Source organism: Flavobacterium hungaricum (assembly GCF_015182285.1).
In the GTDB taxonomy this organism is placed as follows: Bacteria; Bacteroidota; Bacteroidia; order Flavobacteriales; family Flavobacteriaceae; genus Flavobacterium; species Flavobacterium hungaricum.
In genome coordinates this window covers 662,586-686,171 of record NZ_PRDM01000003.1, presented here as the reverse complement: position 1 = coordinate 686,171, position 23,586 = coordinate 662,586, and the positions used below count along the sequence as shown (strand labels likewise).

13 protein-coding genes are annotated in these 23,586 nt (G+C 35.7%); all 13 read left to right on the top strand.

The window, feature by feature from the left end:
- The first annotated feature begins 1 nt into the window (after position 1).
- Positions 2-1,324, top strand: coding sequence for a lysine N(6)-hydroxylase/L-ornithine N(5)-oxygenase family protein (locus tag C4F50_RS16000; protein WP_194139646.1), 1,323 nt, complete (start codon positions 2-4; stop codon positions 1,322-1,324).
- A 10-nt stretch (positions 1,325-1,334) separates the two neighbouring features.
- A complete protein-coding gene (locus C4F50_RS15995; RefSeq protein WP_194139645.1) occupies positions 1,335-3,188 on the top strand; it encodes an IucA/IucC family protein in 1,854 nt (617 codons plus the stop codon).
- Complete coding sequence (locus tag C4F50_RS15990; protein ID WP_194139644.1) at positions 3,185-4,591, top strand: MATE family efflux transporter; 1,407 nt, start codon at positions 3,185-3,187, stop codon at positions 4,589-4,591. The genes C4F50_RS15995 and C4F50_RS15990 overlap by 4 nt, the downstream gene beginning before the upstream one ends.
- Positions 4,592-4,889: 298 nt before the next feature.
- Positions 4,890-5,132: an acyl carrier protein gene (locus C4F50_RS15985; protein ID WP_194139643.1), complete on the top strand. Its 243-nt coding sequence runs from the start codon at positions 4,890-4,892 to the stop codon at positions 5,130-5,132.
- A 17-nt stretch (positions 5,133-5,149) separates the two neighbouring features.
- Positions 5,150-6,565: an AMP-binding protein gene (locus C4F50_RS15980; RefSeq protein WP_194139642.1), complete on the top strand. Its 1,416-nt coding sequence runs from the start codon at positions 5,150-5,152 to the stop codon at positions 6,563-6,565.
- A 248-nt stretch (positions 6,566-6,813) separates the two neighbouring features.
- Entirely contained in the window at positions 6,814-7,926 is a 1,113-nt protein-coding gene (locus C4F50_RS15975) for a heparan-alpha-glucosaminide N-acetyltransferase domain-containing protein (protein WP_228012052.1), read from the top strand.
- A gap of 108 nt (positions 7,927-8,034) precedes the next feature.
- Positions 8,035-10,404, top strand: coding sequence for a TonB-dependent receptor (locus tag C4F50_RS15970; protein ID WP_194139640.1), 2,370 nt, complete (start codon positions 8,035-8,037; stop codon positions 10,402-10,404).
- A gap of 20 nt (positions 10,405-10,424) precedes the next feature.
- Positions 10,425-11,642, top strand: coding sequence for a DUF4374 domain-containing protein (locus C4F50_RS15965; protein WP_194139639.1), 1,218 nt, complete (start codon positions 10,425-10,427; stop codon positions 11,640-11,642).
- A 436-nt stretch (positions 11,643-12,078) separates the two neighbouring features.
- Complete coding sequence (locus C4F50_RS15960; protein ID WP_194139638.1) at positions 12,079-14,091, top strand: M13 family metallopeptidase; 2,013 nt, start codon at positions 12,079-12,081, stop codon at positions 14,089-14,091.
- A 115-nt stretch (positions 14,092-14,206) separates the two neighbouring features.
- Complete coding sequence (locus C4F50_RS15955; RefSeq protein ID WP_194139637.1) at positions 14,207-14,593, top strand: hypothetical protein; 387 nt, start codon at positions 14,207-14,209, stop codon at positions 14,591-14,593.
- A 336-nt stretch (positions 14,594-14,929) separates the two neighbouring features.
- Positions 14,930-16,192, top strand: a complete 1,263-nt coding sequence (locus tag C4F50_RS15950) for an MFS transporter (RefSeq protein ID WP_194139636.1) — start codon at positions 14,930-14,932, stop codon at positions 16,190-16,192.
- Positions 16,193-17,030: 838 nt separating this feature from the next.
- Entirely contained in the window at positions 17,031-17,483 is a 453-nt protein-coding gene (locus tag C4F50_RS15945) for a T9SS type A sorting domain-containing protein (protein WP_194139635.1), read from the top strand.
- Between the two features lie 5 nt (positions 17,484-17,488).
- A complete protein-coding gene (locus C4F50_RS15940) occupies positions 17,489-23,578 on the top strand; it encodes an FG-GAP-like repeat-containing protein (protein ID WP_194139634.1) in 6,090 nt (2,029 codons plus the stop codon).
- Positions 23,579-23,586: the final 8 nt, after the last annotated feature.

Here is a 23,586-nt window from a genome sequence, read left to right as displayed (position 1 = left end):
TATGGAAGATCGTAAAGTATATACATTAATAGGAATCGGAATCGGACCTTTCAATTTAGGCTTGGCCGCTTTGTTAGAACCCGTAGAGGACGTTTCATCACTTTTCTTTGATCAAAAAGAACAATTTAACTGGCATCCGGGACTGCTTTTTGACCATGTTACCTTGCAGACTCCATTTTTATGCGACTGTGTTTCAATGGCTGATCCTACAAGTAAGTTTAGTTTTTTAAATTTTCTTAAAAAGACAGATCGCTTGTATAAATTTTTTATCCGCGAAAATTTCTTTGTACTCCGCAAAGAGTATAATTTATACTGTCAATGGGTCATTAAACAGCTGCAAAACTGCCGTTTTTCATCGAGTGTAAAAGAGATTTATTATAAAGACGGTCTTTATGAACTGCATGTTTTTCATAAAGAAGAAAACCAAACCAAAATTTACTATTGCGAAAAATTAGTATTAGGAACAGGTACCGTGCCGATACTTCCTGAGTTTGTCGATTTAAAAGAGATGGAAAAAGTTTGTCATACGTCAAGCTATCTCTTTAGAAAAGAAGAAATTCTGGAACAGGATACCGTAACTGTAATTGGTTCCGGGCAAAGTGCTGCCGAGGTTTTCTTTGATCTGCTTCAAAACCGACCTAAAAATCTAAAACTGAATTGGTATTCACGTCCCGATCGCTTTTTTGCAATGGAATATTCTAAACTTATTTTAGAACATACCTCGCCGGATTACATCGACTATTTTCATCAAATGCCTGCTTCTACCCGTAAGGTCATGCTCGATCGTCAGAAATCACAATTTAAGGGAGTCAACTTTGATTTACTCAACGAAATTTACGATCATCTGTATGCGCTTAGTGTAGACAACGATGACATTGGTGTAAAAATCAGACCCAACATACAATTGGATGATATAACGGCGGGAATTCATAATAATTACGAGTTGCATCTGGAGCAGATCGAACAGCAGAAAAAGTTTACTGAGCATGCCGACTATGTAATTTTAGGCACCGGATATCATTATCAGGAACCGCAATTTCTTAAAGACATACAGCATCGCATCAGCAGGACTTCGACAGGCAGTTATGATGTAAAAAGAAACTATACTATCGATACTAACGGAAGCGAAATTTTTGTGCAGAATGCAGAAATTCATACCCACAGCTACATTTCATCTGATTTGGGCATGGGTGCTTACCGCAATTCTTATATCATTAATGAAGCAGCGAAACGCGAAGTATATAAATTAGAAAAAAGGATTGCTTTTCAGGATTTTGACCTTTCTGGTATTGCCGTAGAAAGAGCTGCCGAAATTAGTATTTAATACCTCTAAAATGAATATAGAAACAATACCACACATAGAAGTTTTTACCGCTCCGGTTTGGAAAAAGGTAAATCTTAATCTGCTGGCCAAGAGTTTAGCCGAATTAATGCATGAAGATGTAGCCAAACCTGCCATTACGGGAAGTGAAAAAGATGGTCTTACACATTTCAAACTGACAACTGATCTGGCAGAGGTCTACTATACTTTTTCATCTTATCCAAGACTTTTGGAATATTGGCATATTGAAAAAGAAAGTATCCAGAGATGGGAAAACGGCACAGCCAAGCCTGCAAACGATGTTCTTTCTTTTTTTATCGAATTACAAAAGACCTTTGGCATTGATTCTTTTACACTGGCAAAATATACAGAAGAACTTCTCAATACCCTATATGCTGATGCCCATTTGTATACGAGAGAAAAGCTGAGTGCAGCTGCTCTGACCCAAGCCGATTATCAGACTATTGAGCACCAGATGGAAGGTCATCCGTGGGTAATTGCGAATAAAGGACGCGTGGGTTTCAACAACAGCGACTATCATAAGTACGCCCCTGAAGCCAATAAAAACACAGATTTATACTGGCTGGCAGCACATACAAAAAGAGCCCAGTTTAATGCTTTGGAAACAATCCATTTTAATGATTTTTATGCCGAAGAATTAGGCGAAGAAGTTTATAACAAATTTCAGGAAAAGCTCCGCAGTATGAACCTTGTGGTTGAAGATTACGTCTTTATCCCCGTGCATCCCTGGCAGTTAAACAATAAAATTTTACTGCAATTCCATCAGGATCTTGCTAACCAATATTTAGTTATTTTAGGCAAAAGCGACGATGTATATTCGCCGCAGCAAAGCATTCGAACTTTCTTTAATTTAAGTTATCCGTCTAAACATTATGTAAAAACTGCAATCTCTATTTTGAGCACAGGAAATATCCGCGGACTTTCTCCAAAACAAATGGATATTGCGCCAAGAGTGACAAAATGGGTCAAAGAAATGCTCGATAAAGACTCATATTTTCAGGAAAAAGAAGTAGTTCTTTTAGGTGAAGTGGCTACGGTTTCTTATCGTCATCCGCAGTACAATGCAATAACTGATAGTCCGTACCATTACCGTGAAATGTTAGGTGCATTATGGAGGGAAAGTGCCGAGAAATACCGCAAACCTGACGAGAAACTAATGACAATGGCATCTTTGTTATACATCGATGACAACAACCGTCCTTTTCTGCAGGAACTGATAAACGTTTCTGGATTAACTACGCAAAACTGGCTGGAGCAATATCTGGAAGTATATCTAAAGCCTTTGCTTCATATTTATTACCAGCATTCTTTGTGCGTAACACCTCATGGCGAGAATATTATTTTAGTGATGAAAAACGGAACACCGCAGCGCATCATTATTAAAGATTTTGTTGATGATATTGTTTTGACAGAAGAAGCCAAAGCAAAACTGCCTGCGGAGCTTAAAGACGGTCTTATTCAATCATCAAATAAAGAGAATACGCCTCTTTTTATTTTGATCGGTGTTTTTGATGCCTTTTTTAGATACCTGTCTGATATTTTACATACCCATATGGATTATGACGAGCATCTGTTTTGGAAAACCGTAATAGGATCAATTGAGGAATACCAGCAAGACAATCTGCATTTGACAGACCGTTTTGAAAAGTATAATCTTTTTGAGCCCGAGTTCAAGCGATTTTATATCAATAGTTTGAAACTGCTGAATAACGGTTATGCTGAACAAACCGGTTTTGCTGTGCCGAAAAAAGGCAGCAAACTCCCTAATCCGCTTTATGTCATTAAACAATATGAAATGAATGAGTTTACTGACATCAGCAGTGAAACAATACAGCACCAATCATGAAGGCAGTTGTATTAAGGCTTCAATCCTATACCGATTTGTTTGTCACGGCGGTATTAGGCAGAGAAAAAAAATTCACTTCGGGCAGTATTAATCGGGCAATTGTACTGCTTGCCGTACCAATGGTTTTAGAATTGGTAATGGAATCTGTTTTTGTTTGCGCCAGTTTGTTTTTTGTGAGCAAACTTGGGGCAGCTGCGGTTTCTATTGTGGGCTCTACAGAATCTGTTATCAGCTTTTCTTATTCGGTTTCTATTGGTTTGAGCATTGCAGCTTCAACTTTAATTGCGCGGCGCGTTGGCGAGCAGAACTTTAAAGAGGCAGGCATTACAGCCGGACAGGTAATCAACATAAGCGTAAGCTGCGGTGTTGTAATAAGTCTCATCTGTTTTGTATGGAGCGATGAAATACTGGGATTGGTTGGACTTTCTCCGCCAATGATCGAACAAGGCAGTTTGTATGCAAAAGTAATGTTTGCCAGCTGCGGTTTTATTATTATCCGCATTGCGTTAAATGGAATCCTTCGCGGTGCCGGTTATGCCTCTATGGCGATGCGCACACTATGGCTGTCCAATGCACTAAACATAATCTTATGTCCGCTGCTGATTTTCGGATGGGGGCCGATACCTGCATACGGACTACTAGGAGTTGGTATCGCTACAGCCGTCGCCCGTTTTATCGGAGTCTGCTATCAGGCATTTCATTTGATTAAAGGCACAACCATTATTCAGATTGGGAAACAACAATTGGCACTTCACCGCGAAACATTTCAAAAAGTATTGAAACTTACTTTTGGAGGCATGCTGCAGTATTTGATTCCGGCTTCCAGCTGGCTGTTTATGATCAAAATTGTTTCTCATTTTGGAGGAAATGCCCTTGCAGGTTATATCATCGCACAGCGCGTTGCTTCGATTGTTACGACACCAGCTTGGGGAATAGGAAATGCTGCAGGAATTTTAACCGGACAAAATCTGGGAGCGCAGCAGCCCGAAAGAGCAGAAAAATCGGTCTGGCGGGCAGGAATGATCAATATGTGCTTTTTGATATCGGTGGCCATAGGATGGATTTTTATGGCAGACCCTGTAGTCAGGATTTTTTCTGACGTACCCGAAGTAATTGATAACAGCACAACCTACATTCATATTATTTCTATTGCCTATGTATTGTTAGGCTACACCATGGTTATTTCCAGAGCACTAAATGCAGCCGGAAAAGTTATGATTGTTACCCTGCTTTACATTCTCATGTTTTACGTGATACAAATACCGCTCTCATTTGTTTTTGGAGTCGCATTAGATTTCGGCCCAAAAGGCATTTTTGCCGCCATCTTAATTTCAGAGCTGGTACTGGCTTTTGGCTGTATCACCATATTCAGAACAGGAAAATGGAAGCTGGCTAAGGTTTAAGAATAAGATAGTATAAATTTTTTAACACAATAGAGGCATATATTCTTTTATAAAAAAAGATATCGAAATGACCAACTTAACGGAAATGTTTTATGACACTGAATGTCCTAGCCCCGATAGAAGTGGAAATCCTTTTTTATTTTTTCTTTAAAAATAAAAAAGATTGGAACGGATAGCGGGATTAGCTCCTAAAAAAAAATGGTAGTAATTGTCCGCTTTCAAAAAAATGTTTCTATGTGTTAAAAATTAAATGCATCAATTTAAAATTAATAATATAACAAATTAAAATAACATCATTATGAGTACAACACAAGAATTACATCAGGTTTTTGCAACTGCATTTGAAATACCAGTAGAATCCATTACACCGGATTTAGAATATCAGGGCATTGTAGAATGGGATTCTATGAGCCATTTGCTTTTGGTTGAAGAATTAGAACGATTTTATAATGTTGCCATTCCTATGGAAGATATTCTGGAAATGGGAAACATCGATAAAATAAAAGCAATACTAAAGAAAAACGGTGTCGAAATCCAATAATTTCAAAAGAAAAAAGTATGGAACTTTATGATTTAATTCAAAAAAACAAAAAATTAAATTTTATAGATGCAAAAACCAAAGTTGTTAAAACGTTTACCGATTTACATGAATCTTTAGATATTGAAGATCTGCGTGCTGTTGTTTTCATTTATAATGACAATCAGCTGCCGTCAATTGAAGCGTTTTTGAATTTCTATCAAAAAAAATACACCGTGGCTCTGCTTAATGCAGATTTACATTCTTCGTTTAAACAAAACCTGGAAAATGAATATAGTCCTGCTTATATTTTTGATCCGTCAAGGACGGCAGTTGAAGGCTATGATTTAAAAAAGGCTTCTGAGGATATTTCTGTTTTTAAAAGAAAGCAGATTCGCCTCTATCCTATTCATGGCGATATTAAGCTTTTAATGAGCACGTCAGGAACTACCGGGTCGCCTAAATTTGTTAAGATTTCAGATCACAATCTGGTTCAGAATGCTTTATCTATCATGGAGTACATGCCAATAACGGAACACGATGTTGTTCCGTTAAATGTACCCATTAATTTTGTGTATGGTTTTTCGATTTTTACGACAAACTGTATAAAAGCAAATACCATTGTGTGCACGGACAGGGATGTACTTCAAAAAGAATTTTGGTCAGATCTTGCTCATTATGGGTATTCTACACTAAGCGGTGTTCCCTATTTTTATGAGCTGCTGCATCGTTTTGGTTTTTTCAAAAAAGACACTCCCTCTTTACGTTATTTGACCCATACGGGCGGCATGCTGAATAAAGAGCTGGCAAACGTCATTTCAGATTATACTCAAATTTATGGCAAACAGTTTTTTGCACAATACGGGCAAACCGAAGCCAGCGGTAGAATGGCCGTGTTACCGCCAAAAGATTTTCAGACAAAAGGAACTTCTATAGGGTTTCCTGTAAAAAATGGAAGATTTGAAATTGACGAAAGCACAGGAGAACTTATTTATTACGGCCCGAATGTTTCTGGAGGTTATGCCAACAACATCTTTGATTTACAGGATTATAATCACACTGATAAACTTTATACCGGTGATCTGGCAGAAAAAGATGAATTGGGTTATTATCATATAAAGGGACGTATTAAACGCATTATAAAGCTGTTTGGAGTTCGTTTAAACCTTGATGAAGTCGAAGTTTTACTAAAAAATGAATTAGGCGGACAAACCTTTATCTGTATCAGTGTTCAGGATAAATATCTGGGTATAATACACCAGGACGAATCTTTACAGCGAGAAACAATTACTCAGGTTTTAAAGGTAAAACTGGGTTTACATGCCAGTTCATTAAAAACCTATTATTTTGAAGAAGTACCTCTGACTGTTAACGGCAAAGTAGATTATCCTGCTGTAAACAAGTATATTAACGAAAACGAAAATTCATTTGCGGCCGCAAAAACGGTTGTCGGATAATTTAAAAATATACTCGTTGTGCACAATTATATTGTCTATACAGCATGTGAAAATTATAACGCGGATAAAACGGATTTGCTTTGCAAAAACGCGGATAAAAACGGATGTTAAGTATTGAAAAAAAATAAAAAATCCGTAAAAATCTGCGTCTTCGTGATAACAAATCCGTTTAATTCGTGTCAAAATATATAATTTTTGAATTACACCCAACAAGTAATTATTTAATAAAAATTAGGTCTTGAAAGCCTATGATAAATAAAAATAAAGCCATGGAACAGCAAAGTAAAAGAATTCCAGCACTGGATCTTATAAAAGGAATGAGTGTTATCGGAATGATAATCATCCATACACTGCTGACATTTGCAGATGTAAAATCGCAGTCAGAAAGCGCTATTGGTCTTTTTATTGTCTTTCTGGGCAGAGGAACTTCTATTTTCCTGATCTGCATGGGAATTACGTTTATGACCTCGCGTCATCAAAGCCTTAAAAGTTCTTTAACCCGCGGCGGAATGCTTTTGGGCGCCGCACTTTTTATGAATTTTTTAAAGTTCATTTTTCCGGTAATTTTTGGTTTTGCGCCAGATAATTTCATTCAACGATACGGCTGGCACGGACCAATAGAACAGCAGTATCTGTATTTGATGTTATTGGGTGATATTCTGCAATTAGCAGGAATGTCGTTGCTGTTCATTGGTTTTATTAGAAAATACGTTACCAATAAATATGGAATCTTAGCCATAGGACTGCTGATCGCATTAGTTTCCCGCGAAGTCAGCGGCATCAATTTAGATTATCCTGTAATTAATTATGTTCTGGATCTTCTTTTCAGTAATGATTTTCCGGCATACGTTTATTTTCCAGTTTTTCCCTGGATGGCTTTTATTATTATAGGAATGTTTTTTGGTAAATGGTATCAGGAACTCGAATATAACAGACCGCAATTATTTAAAAACATGCTTTATAGCGGCTTTTTGTTTGCTGCTTTGGGCGCTCCTTTGGTTTTTATGTACGGAGATTACAATTACAATGGTTTTTACCACATGGGGCCGGGCGGTGTTCTTTATTTTGCAGGCTGGACTTTAATTTTCCTATTTATCATTTATAAAATATCGGTAAACGTCAAAGAAAATAAATTTATAAAACTTTTAAAATACTGCAGCAAGAACCTCACGACAATGTACATGACACAATGGATTTTGATTTCTTGGGGAAAAGGTATTTTCGGTTTTAGAGAAAACGGAATAACCACTGTGCTGGCACTGATCGTGATGTATATTGTACTGACTTTTTCGGTTCAGATACTTCTAGATTTCTTCAGGAAAAAGAAGGAAAAATCAAAAATTATCGAAGCTTTAAATTAATCTTAATATATTTTTAGTCAACATTTGGATATTATTAATAGATAATTTCATACTTTTGAGCTTTTATTTATTCTAAATAAGGATAATTTATAATTCTAAGTATATTTCATGAAGCTCAAAATAGTATTGCTCTTTTTATTCTCGTCAGCATTTTTACTGGCACAAAAAAAAATATCTGGTAAAATAAATGATGAAGCTGGAATTCCGCTAGCAGGAGTTCACATCCAGCTTTTAGGAACAGAAATAAATACCAAAACAAATATTGATGGATTTTATCAGATAGAGAATCTGGCAGATGGCAGGTATACAATTGAAGTAAATTTAGAAGGGTATAATTCAAAGAAACAAACAGTTGTTTTAGAAAATTCTCCAAATACTTTGGTGTCTATAACTTTAGAAAAAGTTGAAAAAACATCAAAAGAAGCAGAAAAACTAAATGATGTCGTGGTAAAAGGTGTGTCTGAAAAAAGAAAAAAAGAAGAAACAGCCCAAGCCGTTTCTGTAATAGAAATGAAAGAAGCGAAGTTTAAAACCGCAGATTTAGGCGAAGTACTTGCCCAGACACAGGGTATAAATATTAGACGTACCGGTGGTTTAGGCTCACGAACCAATTTTTCGATGAATGGACTTACCGGAAATCAAATCCGATTTTTCCTTGAGGGAATTCCTTTGGAATATCACGGTTATACTTTCGGAATTTCAACAGTTCCGGTTAATTTAATTGATCGTGTTGAAGTTTATAAGGGAGTTGTTCCTATCGAATTTGGAGCAGACGCTCTTGGCGGTGCAGTCAATTTAATTACTCCAAAAATGAAATCTGGTTTCAGCGGTTCTTTTTCGGCTCAGGCAGGATCGTTTGGTACTTACAGAACATCATTAATACTTAGTGAATATAATAAAAAGACAGGTTTTTTTATAAAAGGAAACGGGTTTTACGACACTTCACAAAACAATTATAAAGTAGATGTTGATATTCCAGATGCTTCTGGAAAGATTAAAAAAGAAACTGTGCGAAGATTTCATGATGCTTACGAAGGCTACGGAATTCAGTTAATAACAGGAATAAAAGACAGAATTTGGGCAAAGGAATTGAGTATTGAAGGTTTTTATACCGATTATTTAAAAGAAATTCAGCATAATCAGTTAATGGTTGGAGCTCCTTATGGAGAAGTTATGACGTATCGAAAAGCGGCAGGAACTGTCCTTACCTACCGCAACGATTTTGGAGATAATTTTAATTTAGATTTTATTTCTGGATACAATTACAGAGAACGCCAATTTAAAGATGTATCTGATTATGTCTACAATTGGTATGGTCAACGTATCGAAGATTCTGCAGGAAACGTCAGCGGCGAGATTACAGAATCTACAGGCCCAAGCGATACTTTTACATGGAATAATGATGTTTTTGCTCGTTTGAAAGCTTCATGGAAAATCAATGAGCGATATGCTTTGAGTTTTACTTCGGCACCCACCTATTCCAAACAAACCGGAGACGACAGACTTATTAATGGGTATGATGCTGCAGCTGCTGTAAGAGATTTGTTTACATGGGTTAATGGCGCAGATTTTAAAATAAATGCATTTAATGAGAGGCTAGAAAATCTGTTTTTTGTTAAACATTATATGCAGAAAATCAATTCAGAAGAAAAAATTCCTTCTAACAATACTGTAATAGAAGAAAGCAGAAACGTAAACTATTTTGGTTTTGGAGATGGATTGCGTTATAAATTTAATGAGCAGTTTTCAACAAAATTAACGTATGAATATGCTACACGTCTGCCTCAGACAGACGAATTATTTGGAGACGGCCAATTTGTACAAGGGAATATAAACTTAAAACCAGAACGCAGCCACAACGTAAATTTTGAACTTTTCTTCAAGTCTAAAGAAAATTTAGAAAAGAGCAATTGGCAGATTCAGACAAATGTCTTTTTAAGAAAAATAGACAACCAAATCTTATTTGTTCCAGCTCTGGATCGTAATAATGTCTATCAAAATGTATTTGCAGCTACTTCCAAAGGAATTGAATTGGCTGGAAGCTGGACTTCTAAAAACGACAGGCTTTCGTTCCATGCAAACAGTACGTATCAACATTTTTATAATGACTCAAACGAAGGAATATTTGCAGCTTATAAAGGTGACCGAGTTCCAAACCAGCCTTATTTTTTTGCTAACGGAGGCGCTAATTATTCTTTATACAACCTAATTGGCAAGGCAGATAAATTTGCTCTTTTTCTGGATGCAAGGTATGTATATGAATTTTATAGAAGCTGGGAAAGTGCTTCTAATAATCAATTTGTTATTCCAAGCCAGTACACTTTTGATTTTGGAACTACGTATCATAACAGTTTCAACGGAATTAAATATGCTTTAACAGCAGAGATTCAAAACTTAAGTAATGAAAAAAATTATGACTTTTTAGGCGTTCAAAAGCCAGGAAGATCATTTAATATCAAATTAGTAACTCAATTTTAATTAATTATACAACCTGTAATATGAAAACAAATCGATTTTTTAAAAGATATGCTGTATTGGCAATAATGTCTTCAATGTTCGCATTCACATCATGTAGTTCTGATGATCCCAAAACAGATGAAGGAGGTCAAGGTGATAATCCTGCAGTTATTGCATCCGTTCGTGTAAATACTCCATCAGGAAGAGTTTTTTATTTAGGAGCGTATGATAAGTTCCCTTCAACTCTTGATTATAAAACAATGACAGAGATTGGTCCAGGTGCTACAATATACTCTTATGGCGAACATCCTTATGTTTGGAATGGTACAGCTTCTACTTTAACGAAATACAACGTAAGCAACGAGATGAAAATTTCGAGTGCAGATGCTTTAAGCCTTGCCGGAACTGGTGTAAGCGGTACTTTTGGACCTCCTGCTTTCGTATCTGAAACAGAAGCTTATTTTTTCGCCTTAAATGACGGAAAAATTATTAAGTTCAATCCAACGACTATGAGTATTACAGAAACTATTACAGTAACTCCACTGCCATTAAGTAATGATGCTGCTGTTAAAACATCAACTTATATGAGTTATGTTACTTCTGCTAAAAAAATCATTTTACCAGTAGCTGCAACTCCTACTGATTATAATAAGTTTCCACAATACGCTCAAATTGCGGTTTTTGATATAGCATCAAAAGTGGTTACTTATGTTAAAGATACTCGTATGTCAATGGGATATGATACATTTGCTAAAGGAGATGATGGTACTTTATACTACAGACCTTCACGTGCTACATCACTTTCATTAGATTACAGCACAGTTACAGGAGCTCCGCCAGCAGGAGCATTATTAAAAGTAAATCCTGACGGAACATTTGATCAAAATTTCTTTGTAGACCTGAAAGCGCCTTTAAATGCACATTCAGTAAATGTAGTAGCTTACGTTCACGGAGGTAAAGCCCTTGCTCAATATCTTGACAATACATTTACACCACCTGCAAAACCTGCTGATTGGTACAATGCTCCAACAAAATTTGCTCTTGTAGATTTAAAAACATTAAAAGTGGAGCCATTTACATCTTTCGAAAAATACGGTACAGTTTATACTGTTGGTACAATTGATGGTGTAGAATATTATGGTAACATCACAGCTCCAGATGGTAAATTCAGCCTTTTAAAACAAAAAGGTGCTGCTGATTTTGAAGTAGTTTCTGAAGCGCTTGGAGGCAGTTTAATCTTTGTTGGGAAATTAAGATAACAGCTAATATTGATTGTATTACAGCATATAATCATCTTTAAATATACGATTGGAACTTAGGTTAAAATCGTTCAAAAAAGAAGAAACAGTCCGACAAGGATGGTTTCTTCTTTTTTTATTTACACAGTTCTTTTTATACAGTATCCATCTAATTGTTTACCTGAAAAAGCATCCTTCTTAAAACATTTTTATTGGTTTTAGATTCAAACTTAAAACCCTGAAATTTAGGACAGAGAAAAGGAATTGATGTTTTTATCAGCCGTAAAAAAAGTCTTTATAGCATTGCGGAATGTGCAGCTTAAATACTAATTCTAAGAAAAATTCAGAATTAAAAACCGAATTCGTATATTGTTATGCGAAAATTATGTCAAGAATATACATTTTAAATTCTGTCTTCAAACGTTTCCGGTTCATTTTAATAGAAATAATCTAGATTATGAAAAATTCATTAATGCTCTTCATTGCATGCCTGGCTTTTACAGCGTGCTCAAAACATCAAGAAAAAAAAGATGTTGCTATCACTGGAATAGATTCCACATTACGGCCTGGTGATGATTTTTTTAAATACGTAAATGGCAAATGGTATGATTCTGTATCAATACCCGCATCTCAAGCCGGCGTGGGTGCTTACATGTTTATGAATTTCCCGCAGCGAATGCGACTGCAGGGTATTTTGGACAGTATTTCAAAAAGTAATAATGCGCAAGGAAGTATCGCGCAGAAAGTTGGTGATTTTTATGCTTCAGGTATGGATACTGTAACCATTGACAAACGCGGTTATACGCCTATAAAACCTCTTCTAGCCAAAATCGACGCAATCAGCGATTTACCCTCTTTAATGAATTTTGTAGTTAATGAAGTCAAAGCCGATAATTCGTCAATTATAGAATTCGGAGTGTCGACCGATGATAAAAACAGCAGTATGAACATTGCTCAAATCTATCAAACCGGTATTGGTTTGCCAGACAGGGATTATTATTTCAAATCAGATGCTTCAACCGTTGCTATACAGGAGTCGTACAAAAAATACCTTACTGCATTGTTTCAATTAACAGGCAGTAATGCTCAAGAGGCCAAAAAGAATGCTGATTTGGTTTACGATATTGACAAGCAATTGGCCGTTTCGCACAAGACAAAAGTTGAACTTCGTGATGTGCAGGCAAATTATAATAAAATGGCTGTGACAAATCTTGTAAAAAGGCATCCTAATATAAACTGGACTGCTTTTTTAAATAATTTAGGTGCCAAAACCGATTCTATAAATGTATCTCAGCCAGCCTATTATGATGCCCTGAACAAACTCCTAAAAACCATTCCTATTAATAATTGGAAAATTTACTTAAAAGCAAATTCTATCGAAAGATATGCGGATGATTTGAGTAAGCCTTTTGTAGACGCCTCATTTGAGTATACGAAAGTACTTTCTGGTCAGGCAGTTCAAAAATCACGCGGCGAAAAAATGGCGAATGTGGTTGACAATTACTTAGGAGAAGCACTTGGTGAATTGTATGTAAAGAAATATTTTTCTGAAGATGCCAAGAAACGTATGTTGGTTCTCGTGAATAATCTGCAAAAAGCTTATGCCAAAAGAATTGATAAGCTAGATTGGATGAGTAACATTACAAAACAAAAAGCCAAAGAAAAATTATTCGCCATTACGAAAAAAATTGGCTATCCGGATAAATGGAGAGATTATAGTAATGTACGCATAGCTAGGAATACCTACTTTGAGAATATGGTTTCGGCTTCTGCAGCGGCATATCAATTTCAGCTGGCAAAATTGGACAAACCAGTCGATAAATCACAATGGTATACTACCACTCCAACCGTTACGGCATACAATAACCCTACGGCAAACGAAATTGTTTTTCCTGCAGGTATTTTACAAGCCCCGTATTTTGACAATAATGCCGATGACGCACTTAACTATGGAGGTATCGGAATGGTTATAGGTCACGAAATAACCCATACTTTTGACGACCAAGGTGCGCAATATGATAAAAATGGAAACTTAAAAAACTGGTGGACAAAAGAAGATTATGCACAGTTTAAGGCAAGAATACAACAGGTTATCAATTTATACAACACTTATACTGTTTTAGGTGATCTGCACATTAATGGCGCCATGACAGTTGGCGAAAATACAGCAGATATTGCAGGAATTGCGGTTGCCTATGATGCTTTTAAAATGACCGAACAAGGAAAAGGAAATACAAAAATTGACGGCTTTACTCCAGACCAGCGCTTCTTTATCTCTATAGCCAAAATATGGCGTGTAAAAATGAAAGACGAGTTCCTGCGTTTATGGATTAACAATAATCCGCACTCGCCGCCAAATTGGCGTGTAAACGGCCCTCTAATGAACACAACTCCTTTCTACGAAGCATTTAATGTAAAACCTGGAGACAAAATGTTTCTCCCGCAGAAAGACAGAATAACGATTTGGTAATCATTTCGCCAAAGCAGTACTATTAGAATTTGCGCAAAATGGTGCATCTTAAAAATAACATCTTTAATCCTAACTGAGACAGCGCCAAAACCTGTCCGCAACATTTAGAACCTCTATGAAAACATTTTTTTGCTTTGTATTGACCTGTACATTTGGATTTATTTATTCTCAAGAGAAAAATAAAACTGAAAAAGATTCTATTGTTTGGGTGAAACAAAGTTGCGAAAAAGGAATTGAAGACGCCAAAATTGACGCTCAAAAAGGCATTTACAAATGTTTGTCTTATGGTTTGGTATTTGATAAAAATCCTGAATTAAATAAATTCGTTAAGGAATATCGTGAAAAAAAATATGGAATTATTGTAGGTAACGGCGGTTGTGTAATTACCAATTATTCAGAATGTTATTCAAAAACAATAAAAGAAATAATATTGGAAAAATTTGGAACAAATATATTTGACAAATCGAGAAAAGAGGCTGAAGAGCTATTTGCCAAAAAATAATACTGCACACAGCAATCGTATGTAGTGATTGTTTTTTTGGATTGAATTTAGATATGCTTTTGTATTTTTGATTTTTTTGCATAATGAAAAACCTCTATCTATAATCCTAACCACGCCCGCAATCTAAATCAAATTTTGTATAATAAAAAAGCTTCGGAGAAATCTGAAGCTTTTTTGTTACACCGGGAATAGGGCTCTAAACAATACTTTACAAATCTTGCTAAGTCGTCTTAACTAATTTATGCAGCCATACATTATAAACATGTAACATAGAAAAACAATTCTTTCCTGTTCCGTTTGAATTCGTATATTCGGCCTTTATTTTGAAAAAAGAGAATGATTGCAAAATTGAATGAAAAAAAATCCTATCCATGGATTGTTGTCGGCTTGTTGTGGTTTGTAGCTTTATTGAATTATTTGGACCGACAAATGCTTTCCACCATGAAATCAGCGATGATGGACGACATCCCTGAATTGGCTAAAGCTGAAAATTTTGGTCTTTTAATGGCTATTTTCCTTTGGATATATGCGCTTATGAGCCCTGTTTCCGGAATTATAGCAGATCGGTTTAACCGAAAAAGGATAATCATAGGAAGTCTTTTTATTTGGTCCGGGGTTACTATGGCGATGGGTTATGCCACAACCTTCAATCAGATTTATATTTTGCGCGGCATTATGGGTTTTAGTGAAGCTTTTTATATTCCTGCTGCATTATCCTTAATTGCAGATTACCATCAGGAAAAAACACGCTCTTTTGCTATTGCGATTCATACCACTGGAATTTACTTAGGACAGGCGCTGGGTGGTTTTGGAGCCACTATTTCTAAGCATTTTTCATGGCATTTCAGCTTTCATTCTGTAGGTTTGCTCGGTGTCGTTTATAGTCTAGTATTACTATTTTTTTTACAGGAAAAGAAAGCCTACTTTTTTGATCCTTCAAAAAAGTCATCTTTAAGCTATGAATTCAAACAGATGTTCAAAGGATTGGGAATATTATTCGGTAATATCTCCTTTTGGGTTTTACTATTCTATTTCGCTTCACCAAGTTTACCAGGCTGGGCAGCTAAAAACTGGTTACCCACCTTATTTACTGAAACTTTACATTTAGATATGTCTATGGCGGGACCAATTGCAACCGTAACCATTTCAATGTCTTCCTTTTTTGGGGTTTTAATTGGCGGTGCTATTTCAGACAGATGGGTGATGAAACATCTTAAGGGAAGAATTTACACGAGTGCTATTGGGCTGTTTCTTACCATTCCGGCCTTATTTTTATTTGGCTACTGTTGTGATATAGCAGCTATTATTTTTGGAGCGATCCTTTTTGGGCTTGGATTTGGAATATACGATACGAACAATATGCCAATTCTTTGCCAGTTTGTGGCACCTCGTTACAGAGCAACCGGATATGGAATTATGAATTTTGTAGGAATTTCTGCTGGAGCTGTAATCACCGAGTTTTTAGGAAAAGCTGCTGATAATGGAGGAATGAGACACGTTTTTGTACTGCTGTTATTTGTAGTGGTTACTGCCATCGTTTTACAACTGTTGAGTCTGCATCCAAAAACTATAGATATGACCGAGGAGAATGAGGTTTAAGAGTGTAAACAGATAAAATTCTGAAATTCTTGATCGGTGGAATTCATGATTGGTACGCAATAAACCTTGTTTCTAGATAAATATATTCAATTGTTGAAACGAGAATTTTTTACGGTTATTAGGTAAGTTTACATCTTACAAGAACAAATTATAAATTTTGAATCCCACTTAAAAAAGAGAATTCTCATTCCATTACATCTTTCATTTTTTTTTTGTTGATAGAGAAAAGTGAAATTTCTACATCACAATGAAACAATTTTTTGATTCAAAAAAACCGCTTTAACTAACTAAAACCTGCGTAAAGAAATTGTTTAAAACCGAGACTTTTTTTTGCACTGTCTCTTGAATAACATATGAAGTCCAGTATTTACTAGGAGTCTTAGTAATTCAAAGCGGAACCTCTTCCTACACAACAAATAAAATCTAAATCCATCTTAAGGTTACTTAAAAATTGATGTATAGAGTTTCGTGCGACAATCGCGGCACAATACTTTTTAACAAAGTAAAAACTCAGCAAAATTGAGGCCTGCCGAATTTGGGTTCGAATCGTTATGTGCTTTTATTCCTAGTAGTTTTTTCTAACTAACAGATTCGGCTCCTACTCCCGATGATAATTTAAAGTTTCAGAGAAATCTGATTTTTCTGTTTATATAAGAGTTAGGTAAACTTGACTAAAACTACCACGTAAATTCAGAGAAATTCGTACATCTTTTCGAAAAAACATTTCATATATAAATATGTTAAATTTTACAACTTTACGGAAAACCGTAAAGTTTCGATTAAGAAATTTTCAACATTTGTTTTATTTTTTGAAAACTCTAAAATTACCAATCACCCCATGAGAAACATTATAGTAATCTTATTTTTTTGTACTTTTTTCACATCCCACGCACAGTATAAACTCAAATTCTCTTACGATCCCCTGACAGGAAATCAAGTTGTCCGTGAGTTATGTCTAGGCTGTCAGGTAACCGGCAGACCTGCGAAAGAAGTTAAAGAAATTGAAGCGCTCACCCAAGAAGACCTTTTGAAATTTTCACCTGATGATATTATTTCCTACTACCCAAATCCAGTTAAAGAGGAACTATTTTTAAAATGGGAGCTCGCAGATCAAAATTTAGTTACTTCTATTCAGATTTATAACATCAGCGGGCAGGTATTGAAAAATTATTCTGACACTAAAGCAAATAGTATTAACATTCCTTTTCAAGATTACAGCAGCGGTGTCTATCTGGTGCAGTTAAATTATGACAAAGGGAATTCAAAAACTATCAAAATCATAAAAAAATAAAGCATATGAAACAGTTTTACTTTTCAATTCTATTTTTAATATACAGCTTTACTGCTTCTGCTCAATTTTATCCTATTAACAGCTCCTCTGAAGTTGGAATAATTGATGGCAAATTAAATATTTCCTTAACTGGTGCGGCAAATTACTCAGTACCAATAGCCGTCCCGCCGGGAATTACCGGTGTTGTGCCTCAAATAAGCGTGGACTATAGCAGCCGCAGTCCTTTTCAGGGAACTGCTGCCCAAGGCTGGGATATTGGCGGAGTTTCTGCGATCACCAGAATTCCATCTACCAAGTTTCATGACGGAGTGATTGACCCCGTGGATTTTGATGTTTTAGATAGGTTTGCCCTTAACGGCCAGCGATTAATTGTAAAGAACGGAACAGATACATATGGTGCACATGGCACGGTATATGAAACTGAATACTATTCTAATCTTAAAATCACCTCATACGGTGTACACCCAAATGGAAGTAGTTATGGGCCTGCGTACTTTATAGTTGAATATCCAGACGGGACAAAGGCTTATTATGGAAATTCTGCAGATTCGCGTTCAGTTACTGATTGGTCTATTACTAGCTGGATTAATCCTCAAGGAGCACAAATCAGTTACGAATACTTAAATTCAACTAATTCATTATACATTTCTTCAATCAAATATGGAACTTTAACCCCCGCAGCTCCAATCAATGAAATCCAATTTATTTACACAACACGAACTGCCGCTGAAAATGGATACGTAGGAGGAATAAATATTGTCAGGGATAAAAATTTATCTCAGATAAAAGTAACAGGCAATGGAATTGGTTTTAGAAATTATCAGCTAAGGTATGATGAACTGGATGTAATTACCCAGATTGACGAAAAAAGCGGAGATAATACCAAAGCTTACAACCCAACTATATTTTGGTATACGCCGTTGACGGAAGGAATTCATCATTTACCGGCTACATCAAATATAAACTTAGCAGATATTACTACAAAAAATACAGCCAGTATCTCTGGAGATTTTGATTCGGATGGAAAAATGGATTTAATTTTATATCGAACTTCAGGTACTGATATGAAGAATAAATACTGGCTCTACACCAATATAAAATCTGACAATACTAATATTGCAACTCAGGAGAATATAGGTGCTTTCGAAGATATTTTTCCCGTAACAGCTCTAAGCTCTACTAATATTGTAATGCCGCAGGGATGGGCAATTACAAAAAAGACAGATACAAATTATACTTTTACAATCTACAGTAAAGGAAATGTTTCTTCGATTGCACCACAATACAGCAAAGTTGTAAATTTTCCACTGGACCTTATAGACGAAACCTGTACTTCACTTTGCGCATTGACAAGCCAGACAGGCAGAATCTTTCCTAAAAAAATTATTTCAGGAGATTTTAACGGTGATGGACTTACAGATGTAATAGCATTTGATTTAAGTGCCTCGCACCGCTATTGTAAAGAAAATACTTCAACGGGACGATGTACTGCCAGTAATGAAGATGCGGTATCAAGGAAAACATACTTTGTGGATTTAAAAAGAGATCTTACCGCAAACTTTCTATTTTATGCAGGTGAACTGCCAAACTCAATAAGTGCCGCTACAAGAATTGAAGTAGCAGATTTTAATGGTGATGGCAAGTCCGATTTTTTTATTTTTGACCAAGGGTATGTTAGAGTTTTTACTTTGAGTGAGACCAATACTCTAAATTTATTATATCAAAACACTGCCTCAGATCCTGCAATTACATCTGGGATGCCTATATTAATGGGAGATTATAACGGAGATGGCAAGTTTGAATTTTTAATTCCAAATGCATTTAACAGTTCGAACTGGTCTAAATATACATCTACCGGAATCTCATTAATAAAAGAAAATATTACCACTGCTCCACCATATAGTGCAAACAACGCTACAAGCACCAATAATTTCTTTAGTACCGATATAAATAATGATGGCAAAACAGATCTTGTAAATCTTAAAAGCTTTTCCAGTGGAACTGCAACTATAAGTGTTTACCCTAATCGCTATGACTCCTTTACACCATATCCCCAAACATACAGCGTTAACGATCCAAGCATTAGTATGGATATGCTTCCAATATATTTACCGCAGAACATGCAGAGCTTATCCAATACAGTAAACAGTGTCAACTCAACACTAGAAATTGCATTTATTACGCAAAGCAAAATAAATTATTTCACAGCTGAGCAAAATCTAAGACAAAGTGCTCTACTTGCTCAAATTTTTACAGGAAACGGGGTTGAAGAAACTATCGAATATAGCACTTTAAAACCTCAAAACGTTGATTCCGACGGGAACTATATCTACACGCCAAGCACAAACTTGACCTACTATCCTAATTTGGATCTCAGGTTAAGCCCTAACACATATATTGTTTCTAAAATACAGCAGAAAAGTAAAGATGCTACCCGAAAAAGACAGTTTTACTATTATGGTGCTGTTTCAAATTTCCAAGGACTTGGATTTATAAATTTCCAATCTGTAAATCAGACGGACTGGTTCGATGATACTACAGCAATTTTTTCCAATGTGGTAAATAATCAGATTAATTTAAGGGGGGCACCTACTGAAAGTTTTAGACTAGCCCGAGAGTATGCTCCTGATGGAAGTTCCGCTCCTGCCGACTTCATTACTAAGTCTATCATTACATACAACACTCCTGCAGACGCTTTACAGTCCAACAAAGTATTTAAGCTAAAGACTTTAAACTCTAATGAGTTCAACAGTTTGAATAACTCAAATAGTGAAACTGCAAATATTGTTTATGACACATTCAATAATATAACCTCTTCAACTACTACAGTAAAAGAAGGAACGTCTACTCTTCAAACTATTAATGCTGCAACTGAATATTTTAATGCTCCGTCCTCTTCTACTTATATAGTAGGCAGACCCGCAAAAAAAACACAAACTGCAGCTGTTTCTGGAAGTACAATGACAAGTGAACAATTATTTACCTATACAAACAATTTATTAACCCAAACAAAGAAAAAAGGAACAAATACAGGTTATATTACTGAAGACAATGAATTTGATGGTTTTGGCAACCTTAAAAAGCAGACAATTTCTTCACCTAATGTCACTGCGCGGGTAACTTCTTATGAATATGATTCAACAGGCAGATTTGTTACAAAAATAACTGACCCAGAATCACTTTCTTCAACATTTGAGTATAATACAAATAACGGGACACTTACGAAGCAGACTGACAAGTATGGCCAATCCATATCCTATACTTACGATTCATGGTTTAAAATGTTAACATCAAAAGATGAACTTCTGGATAAAACAAAATCATTCACATATACCAGAAATAATGAAAAAACATCAATTACTGTAACTGATGATTTGGACGGCAGTATTTCCGAAGAAACATTTGATGATTTAGGCAGAAAAATAAAATCCGGGACAAAAAATTTAAACGATTCTTTTTCTTACGTTTCTTATCTGTATGATATATTCGATCGAAATTACAAAATCAGTGAGCCATATATCGGTTCTTCGCCAACACAGTGGAACGAAACCAAATATGACATTTACAGCAGACCTACTCAAAATATACAGTTTAACGGCAGAACGGTATCCAGCGCTTATTCAGTCTTGTCGGCTGCTATAACTGATGGCCAAAAAAACAAAACAATTTACAACAATGCGCTTGGCCAAATTTCATCAGTCAATGAAACTATAGGAGGAAGTATCAATTATACTTATTTTGCTGATGGCAATTTGAAGAAAACATCTTATAATGGTCAGGATATAATTATTGAACAAGATGGATGGGGAAGAAAAACGAAGCTGACTGATCCCAATGCAGGCATTTTCACATATACAAACAATGACATAGGCGAACTGACCCAGGAAACTTCACAAAACGGTAACGTAACAACAACAATCACGAGAGATTTGTATGGAAGGCCTACAAAAAAAACAGTTGCCGGAGGCGGTACAAGCACAGAAACAAATTATACCTATAATTCTTTAAAGCTGCCTCTAACCATTCATTTTAAAGATAATAATGAACCCGCAGGAAGCAATGAAACTTTAACTACATATATTTATGATAATCTTCATAACAGACCAACATCCATAAGTGAAGAAAAATTCGGGATCTCAAAGTTTACAACGTCTTTCGAATATGACACTTCAGGAAGGATTGCTGTCGAAACAAAAAAAGCAGAAGTTGGCGGTAAAATAAGCACCGTAGTTTTTAAATATGTTTATAAAAATGGTTCTTTACATAAATTTTTAGATGCTAATAACCAGACTCTGTGGCAGGTCAACGCTATAAATGCTAAAGGGCAGATTTTAGAATCTATATCCGGTAATGGAATAAAAGCAACCAGTACATATGATACAGACGGATACCTATCTAAAATACAGTATGACAAAACAATATCATCTACCGATAACTTGTTAACTCTTACAACCCAGTTCGACAAAAACACAGATAACCTTAAAAAACGAATAAACAGTTCTTTTGGAAATTATACTGAAACATTTTTTTATGATGATCTTAACAGATTAACAGAATTTACAAATAATTCAGGCGTCCAGGAAATACAAAACTATCAGGCGTATGGGGTTATTAAAGATAATAATTTAGGTGCTTATGGCTATGATCCTTCTAAGCCTTATCAGAATACTTCCATAACGCTTTCTACAGAGGCTGCTGATTATTACAGTAACCGCGGCAACATAGCAGAAAAAAAACTAAGCATATCATATAATGCTTTTAAAAGCCCAATACAAATTGAAGAGTCAGGAATTGACAAAATCAGTTTTACATATAATGCAAATGACCAGAGAAGTACTATGTATTATGGCAGTCTGCAGGATGAAAAAGTCTTAAGACCTTTACATAAACATTATTCCGCAGATGGAACGATGGAGGTAAAACAGAATATACAGAAAGGTGAAACGGAATTTATTACTTACATGGGGGGCGATGCCTACTCAGCTCCGGTTATTGTAAAAAGCAACGGAATCAATCAATCAGATTTACTATATTTACACAGGGATTACCAAGGGTCTATTATGGCTGTAACTAATTCCAGCGGTACACTGATCGAAAAAAGATTATATGATGCATGGGGTTCTATAATACAAGTGCAAGATGGATCGGGGAGTATATTGTCGGGGTTAACTGTTATTGACAGAGGATATACTGGACATGAGCACCTGCAGACAACAGGTCTGATCAATATGAATGCAAGATTATATGATCCAAAAATTCATAGGTTCTTACAGGTTGACAATTATATTCAGGATTTAACCGACACACAAAATTACAATCCATATGGTTACGTCTTAAACAATCCACTATTGTATACTGATCCAAGCGGAAACCTGACAAATAAATTTTGGAACACTCTATTGCAAGAAAGCGCCCAGTCAGGCAGTACAATGTGGTATCCTGATGGTTATGGTAATTTTGATAGAGCAGGAACTAACCAGTTTATTAACCGAGATGGAGATATTGGAACTAATGAGGGTATACGTCTTCCAAATATCACTATCAATAGCAGAAATGGAGATGCAAAAAATGCAAGATTAATTCAAGATCATGTTTATAAAAATAGTACTTTTTATTCGAGTTCATTAAACAAACCTACACTAATTGATATAAAGTACATTCTTAAAAACTCGGCTGGTTTAACGGAAGCGCAATGGGAAAAATTACCATTGTTAGAAAGAATGTTTACTGATAGGCCAGGTAGGATTGGTGGTAGTGGAGCACTTGGATTTATATCTGGAGGTGGCGGTATGAAATTTGTTCAATATTCCAGCGAAGGACTAAAACTTTTAAAAAGTACAGAAATAGGGGCACAAGGTGAAGCAGCAATTGCAAAATTTATAAATATGCTTAAATCTGGTGATCCCGCTTTTTACAATGACGGTATTTATGTATATCTTTATAAAGGTGAAAAATTTATTGTAGATGGGCATAATAGAATAGAGGCAGCTATAAGATCTGGAGAAAGTATTGAAGCTATTGAATTTAGCGGAACGAAATTTTATAATAAATTTGCAGCTAAAATTGAAGAAATTTGGTCAGGAGTGCATTTTTAAGTTTATTA

Bases quoted from the DNA above. Each gene is read 5' to 3' on its own strand.
- C4F50_RS15950 (WP_194139636.1), top strand. From the start codon at position 14,930: ATGATTGCAAAATTGAATGAAAAAAAATCCTATCCATGGATTGTTGTC.
- C4F50_RS16000 (WP_194139646.1), top strand. From the start codon at position 2: ATGGAAGATCGTAAAGTATATACATTAATAGGAATCGGAATCGGACCT.
- C4F50_RS15995 (WP_194139645.1), top strand. From the start codon at position 1,335: ATGAATATAGAAACAATACCACACATAGAAGTTTTTACCGCTCCGGTT.
- C4F50_RS15955 (WP_194139637.1), top strand. From the start codon at position 14,207: ATGAAAACATTTTTTTGCTTTGTATTGACCTGTACATTTGGATTTATT.
- C4F50_RS15975 (WP_228012052.1), top strand. From the start codon at position 6,814: ATGATAAATAAAAATAAAGCCATGGAACAGCAAAGTAAAAGAATTCCA.
- C4F50_RS15945 (WP_194139635.1), top strand. From the start codon at position 17,031: ATGAGAAACATTATAGTAATCTTATTTTTTTGTACTTTTTTCACATCC.
- C4F50_RS15960 (WP_194139638.1), top strand. From the start codon at position 12,079: ATGAAAAATTCATTAATGCTCTTCATTGCATGCCTGGCTTTTACAGCG.
- C4F50_RS15965 (WP_194139639.1), top strand. From the start codon at position 10,425: ATGAAAACAAATCGATTTTTTAAAAGATATGCTGTATTGGCAATAATG.
- C4F50_RS15940 (WP_194139634.1), top strand. From the start codon at position 17,489: ATGAAACAGTTTTACTTTTCAATTCTATTTTTAATATACAGCTTTACT.
- C4F50_RS15970 (WP_194139640.1), top strand. From the start codon at position 8,035: ATGAAGCTCAAAATAGTATTGCTCTTTTTATTCTCGTCAGCATTTTTA.
- C4F50_RS15990 (WP_194139644.1), top strand. From the start codon at position 3,185: ATGAAGGCAGTTGTATTAAGGCTTCAATCCTATACCGATTTGTTTGTC.
- C4F50_RS15985 (WP_194139643.1), top strand. From the start codon at position 4,890: ATGAGTACAACACAAGAATTACATCAGGTTTTTGCAACTGCATTTGAA.
- C4F50_RS15980 (WP_194139642.1), top strand. From the start codon at position 5,150: ATGGAACTTTATGATTTAATTCAAAAAAACAAAAAATTAAATTTTATA.